We start from the raw sequence: 4328 nt of genomic DNA on the forward strand, positions 1-4328 counted from the left end.
TCCAGGACAGCAGCAGCGTCAGCAGCAGCATGTTGGTGATCAGCATCAGCGCGACGCCGAGTCCGGCCGTCAGCGCCAGTTCGCGCACCATGTCGATCTCGATGCGAGTGATCACCAGGAAACCGACCGCGGTGGTGGTCATCGCCATCGCACCCGGGATGAACAGCTTGCGGAACGCGTTCTGTGCTGCGTCCATCGCCGTTGCGCCGCCGATCACCTCGGTGCGCCAGGCGTGGGTCATCTGCACCGCGTGACTGACGCCGATCGCGAAGATCAGGAACGGCAACAGGATCGACATCGGGTCGATCCCGAACCCGATCAGGGGCAGCAGACCGAGCAGCCAGATCACCGGGATCATCGCGGCCACAAGTGTCAGCACAGCCAGCCGGACCGAACTCGAATACCAGTACAGCAGCAGCGCGGTGATGAAGAACGACAGGCCGAAGAACAGCACCACGCCACGAGCCCCGTCGGTAATGTCGCCCACCGCCTTCGCGAACCCGATGATGTGCACATCGAGCCCTTCGCGTTCGTGGCGCTGCCGGATCTCCTCCAGCAGGTCCGCGACTGCGAGGTAATTCAGACGTTCGCCGGTCGATGGATCGACCTCGAGCAGTTCGGCGGTGACCATCGCGCCGGAATGGTCGTTCGCAACGAGACGTCCGAGTTGACCGGACTTCTGTACGTTCTCGCGGACCGTCTCGAGTTCCTCCGGCGTGCCCTGGAACCCTGCCGGGATCACGTCTCCGCCGGCAAACCCTTCCTCGACCACCTCGATGAAGCGCACGTTCGGGGTGAACAGCGAGGTCACGGTCGCGCGGTCGACGCCGGGGATGAAGAAGATCTCGTCGGTCACCGCCTTCAGGGTCTCGAGGAACTCGGCGTTGTAGATCTCCCCCTCGTGCTGGCGCAGCGCGACCAGCACGCGGTTGGCCCCGCCGAAGGTGTCGCGGTAGGCGATGAAGGTCTGCATGTATTCGTGTTGCAGCGGGATCATCTTCTCGAAGCCCGCATCGACGTGCAGACGGGTCGCCGAGTACCCCAGCGCGACGGTCACCAGCAGGAACACTGCGAGAAACAGCCGTCGCTGGCCAAACAGCAGACGGCCCAGAAGCTCGATGAATCGGCGCAGGGTCACGATCCGGCAACCCCGGCCTGCTCACGGTAGAGGCGCAGCACTCCCTGCTCCCCGAAAAGCAGCACGTCGCCCGCGCTGGATTCGATCACGGCGTTGAAGGTCCGACTGGTGTCGACATCGACCTCGATGAAGCCGCGCCCGTTGTCGCGGCTCCGGAGCACGAGCCCGTTCTGGCCCACGAGCACCAGGCTGCCGTCCGCCAGCACGCGCCCGCCGAAGATGGACGACTGGGTGCCGGTCTCCACCCGCTCCCAACTCTCCCCGGCATCCACCGAACGATAGGCGTGCCCGCGCATGCCGAAAACCAGCACCGCCCCATCCGGCAGTTCCAGCAGACCGAAGAACGAGCCTACGTAGGGCGCATCGATCTCGAGCCACTCCTGGCCACCATCGTCCGAACGCAGCAGCGTGCCTGCCTCGCCTGCCAGCAACAGGCTCTCCCCCGCGCGGGCGATCGCGTTGAAGTGGAAGTCGTCGCCGTCCAGATCGCGCTGCTGCCAGCTGACACCGCCATCCACGCTCTCGAGGAAGCGGCCATAGGCGCCCACAGCGTACCCGTGCCCATCGGGGCCGAAACGCACCGCCAGGAGCGGCTCTTCGGCGTCGGGATCGGCGAACACCGTGCGCCAGTGTTCGCCAGCGTCGTCGCTGAGCAGGATCACGCTGTCGTGACCCACCGCAACGAGGCGCCCGGCGTCCACGGTGCTAACTGCGGTCAGGGTCGCGTCCGCGTGCGAAATCGCGCTGCGCCACTCCCTTCCACCGTCGTCGGACAGAAAAATCCACCCCCGCTCGCCGGCGGCGACCAGACGCGCCCCCACCGACGCCGTGTCGAGCATCAGCAGATGCTGGATCTGGATCCGGGTGTCCGGCATCGGCGGATCCGGCCGCTCCGAGAAGGCGAACGCAACGGCCGCCACCACGAACAGCGGGAGGAGAATGCCGATGACCCTGTTCACGAGAAAGGTCCGCGACCTACGCCGAATCTCGTTGCAGGCATGCCGGAAGCGGCGGTGCCGGGCCCGACCCGGATCGTTGGGTTGCGCCCTGCCCCGCCGAATCGATCAACGTGTACCGGCCCCCCGCAGGCCGGCGGGGGTGAAGCGCGCCGTGCGGGGATCGGTCGGCCGGTAGACCCGCGGCTCGTCGTTGCGCAGGCCCATCGCGATGTACCGCCCGGACTGCAGGTCGTGATGCACCTCCAGCGCCGGGTACTGCATCGGGATGTCGTAGAAGTTGATGTTGTGCTGCTCGGCCACCCGCCAGAGCTGGTCACGGTTGTCGTACTTGTCGGCCACAAGCGCCATCCACGAATCCTCGTCCAGATAGAACGTGCGACGCTTGTACAGGTGGCTGGTGCCGTCTTTCAGCGTTGCGTCCACCACCCACACACGGTGCAGCTCGTAACGCGCGTGATCGGGGTTGATGTGCCCGGCCCAGAGCACTTCGTCCATGCTGATGGTGTCGCCGACCAGCTTGTAGGAGTTGTACGGCACGTAGATCTCGCGCTTGCCGACCAGCTCCCAGTCGTAGCGATCGATCGCGCCGTTGTACATCACGAAGTCGTCGTTGGTGCGCAACCCGTCGGCAGCGGTGCCGGGATTGTCGTAGGCCACCTGCGGGGCCAGCCGGACGCGTCGCTGCCCGGGATTGTAGATCCAGGCCTGGCGCGAATCGAGGAATTCGTGCACCAGCAGGATCTGCCCGGCGAGCCGGGCCGGCGCGGTCACCGTCTGGAGGAAATTCGCAATCTTGCCCGGCTCGATCTGATCCTCGGACTTGGTCAGGCTGCCGTAGTGGAAGTCGTACTCGTAGTCGAAGCGCACCGGGGTGTAGCTTCCGGTTCGCGTCACCGCCGCCTGGCTCCAGTTCATCACGTAGGATTCGCCGCGATACCGGACCAGGTGGTTCCAGATGGCCTCTGCTCCACTCTGCGGAATCGGGAACGGGATGCCGCCGGTGGTGCCCCGGAAGGTCAGGCCGTCCTCGGACATCGACGTGCGCGTGGCATTGGCCATCGTCTGGTCGTAGTGCCCCTGCGGAAACGCCGCGCTGCGCCGCGTCGGGTACACGTTCATCTTCCAGGTCGGGTAGGTCTCGAGCATCGCGATCTGGCCCGGGGTCAGCTTCTCCCGGTATTGATCGAGATTGGAGGCATCGATGGTGAACAGGATCCCATCGTCGGCGAACGGATCGGCGTAGTGGTCGCCGGGCACGTGCTCTGCAGGCGCACTCGTCAGGCCACCGTCCCAGGCGGGAATCGTCCCCGCCTCGTTTCCGGCCTGTTCGGCCCCCATCGGGGTCAGGTCCTGCCCCAGACGCGCCGCATCGGCTTCGGATACCTGCGCGTGGACGGGAGCGGCCGCCACCACCAGCGCCAGCACCGACGCCAGCATGGTCATCTTGATGTACATGAGTCTATGGGCTCCTCGATGCGTATCGTTTTTCAGAACGAGTAGCTGATGCTGATCGCGAGAAAATCGCGGTCCTTGAGGGGGTTGGTGTGGCTGGAGTAGGACGGGGATTGGTCCGGAAAGCGCGGATCGAACGCCGCGTTCGGATCAGTACCCTCGATCTTGTCGCCCCCGAAGAACGAAGTATAGGAGAGGTCAACTTCAATATTCTGAAGGTAGTTGATTCCCATACCGAGTGTCAGCGACCTCGCACCCTCGTTGAAGGTCGGACTGCGACCGTTCACGTCGTGAGTGAAGACCAGCCGCGGTGAGAGAGTCGCCGCACCGATCGCATTCGGGTAGTCCATCCGGCCCACGATACGATAACCCCATGAATCCCGGGTTGCATAACCGTTTTCCTGTACCGACCCGAAAGAGGTCTCGGTATCAGACCCCGGGGCGGGCAGGAACACACCAGGAGCGTTGAACGGTATGTCTCGGGGAAGATCCAGCCGGGTGTAACCCACCTCGCCCACCGTGACGAATTGCTGTGCGCCGAGGGTGGGACCAAAGGCCTTCGTTGCCGACGCTTGAACCTGATGCATCCGAACCCGTTCGTACCCGGTGATCTCGCCGTCCTCGCTGATCAGTTCGTTGGGGATTTGGTTATCCCGGCCGAGAGCGGCCAGCAAAAGCTCGGGAGCTGCAATCTGTACCGGCTGGTTGGGGCGATAGGAGTATTCGCCCTGGAGGGCGATGCCCCAAGGTCCCGGTGTGTTGAAGCTCAAACCCCAAAG

4 protein-coding genes are annotated in these 4328 nt (G+C 64.6%); all 4 read right to left on the reverse strand.

Annotation, left to right across the window (positions count from 1 at the left end; genetic code table 11):
* Positions 1 to 1138 (reverse strand): MMPL family transporter (locus EA346_RS00700; RefSeq protein ID WP_296754362.1); only part of this gene is annotated, 1138 nt, incomplete at its 3' end.
* Entirely contained in the window at positions 1135 to 2097 is a 963-nt protein-coding gene (locus EA346_RS00705; protein ID WP_296754365.1) for a YCF48-related protein, read from the reverse strand. The genes EA346_RS00705 and EA346_RS00700, both read right to left, overlap by 4 nt.
* Before the next feature lie 105 nt (positions 2098 to 2202).
* A complete protein-coding gene (locus EA346_RS00710; protein ID WP_296754368.1) occupies positions 2203 to 3552 on the reverse strand; it encodes a DUF1329 domain-containing protein in 1350 nt (449 codons plus the stop codon).
* A 32-nt stretch (positions 3553 to 3584) separates the two neighbouring features.
* On the reverse strand, positions 3585 to 4328 hold a 744-nt coding region (locus tag EA346_RS00715; protein ID WP_296754370.1), incomplete at its 5' end, for a DUF1302 family protein.

The sequence above is a fragment of the Thioalkalivibrio sp. genome, from assembly GCF_007692535.1.
Classification (GTDB): Bacteria; Pseudomonadota; Gammaproteobacteria; order Ectothiorhodospirales; family Ectothiorhodospiraceae; genus Thioalkalivibrio.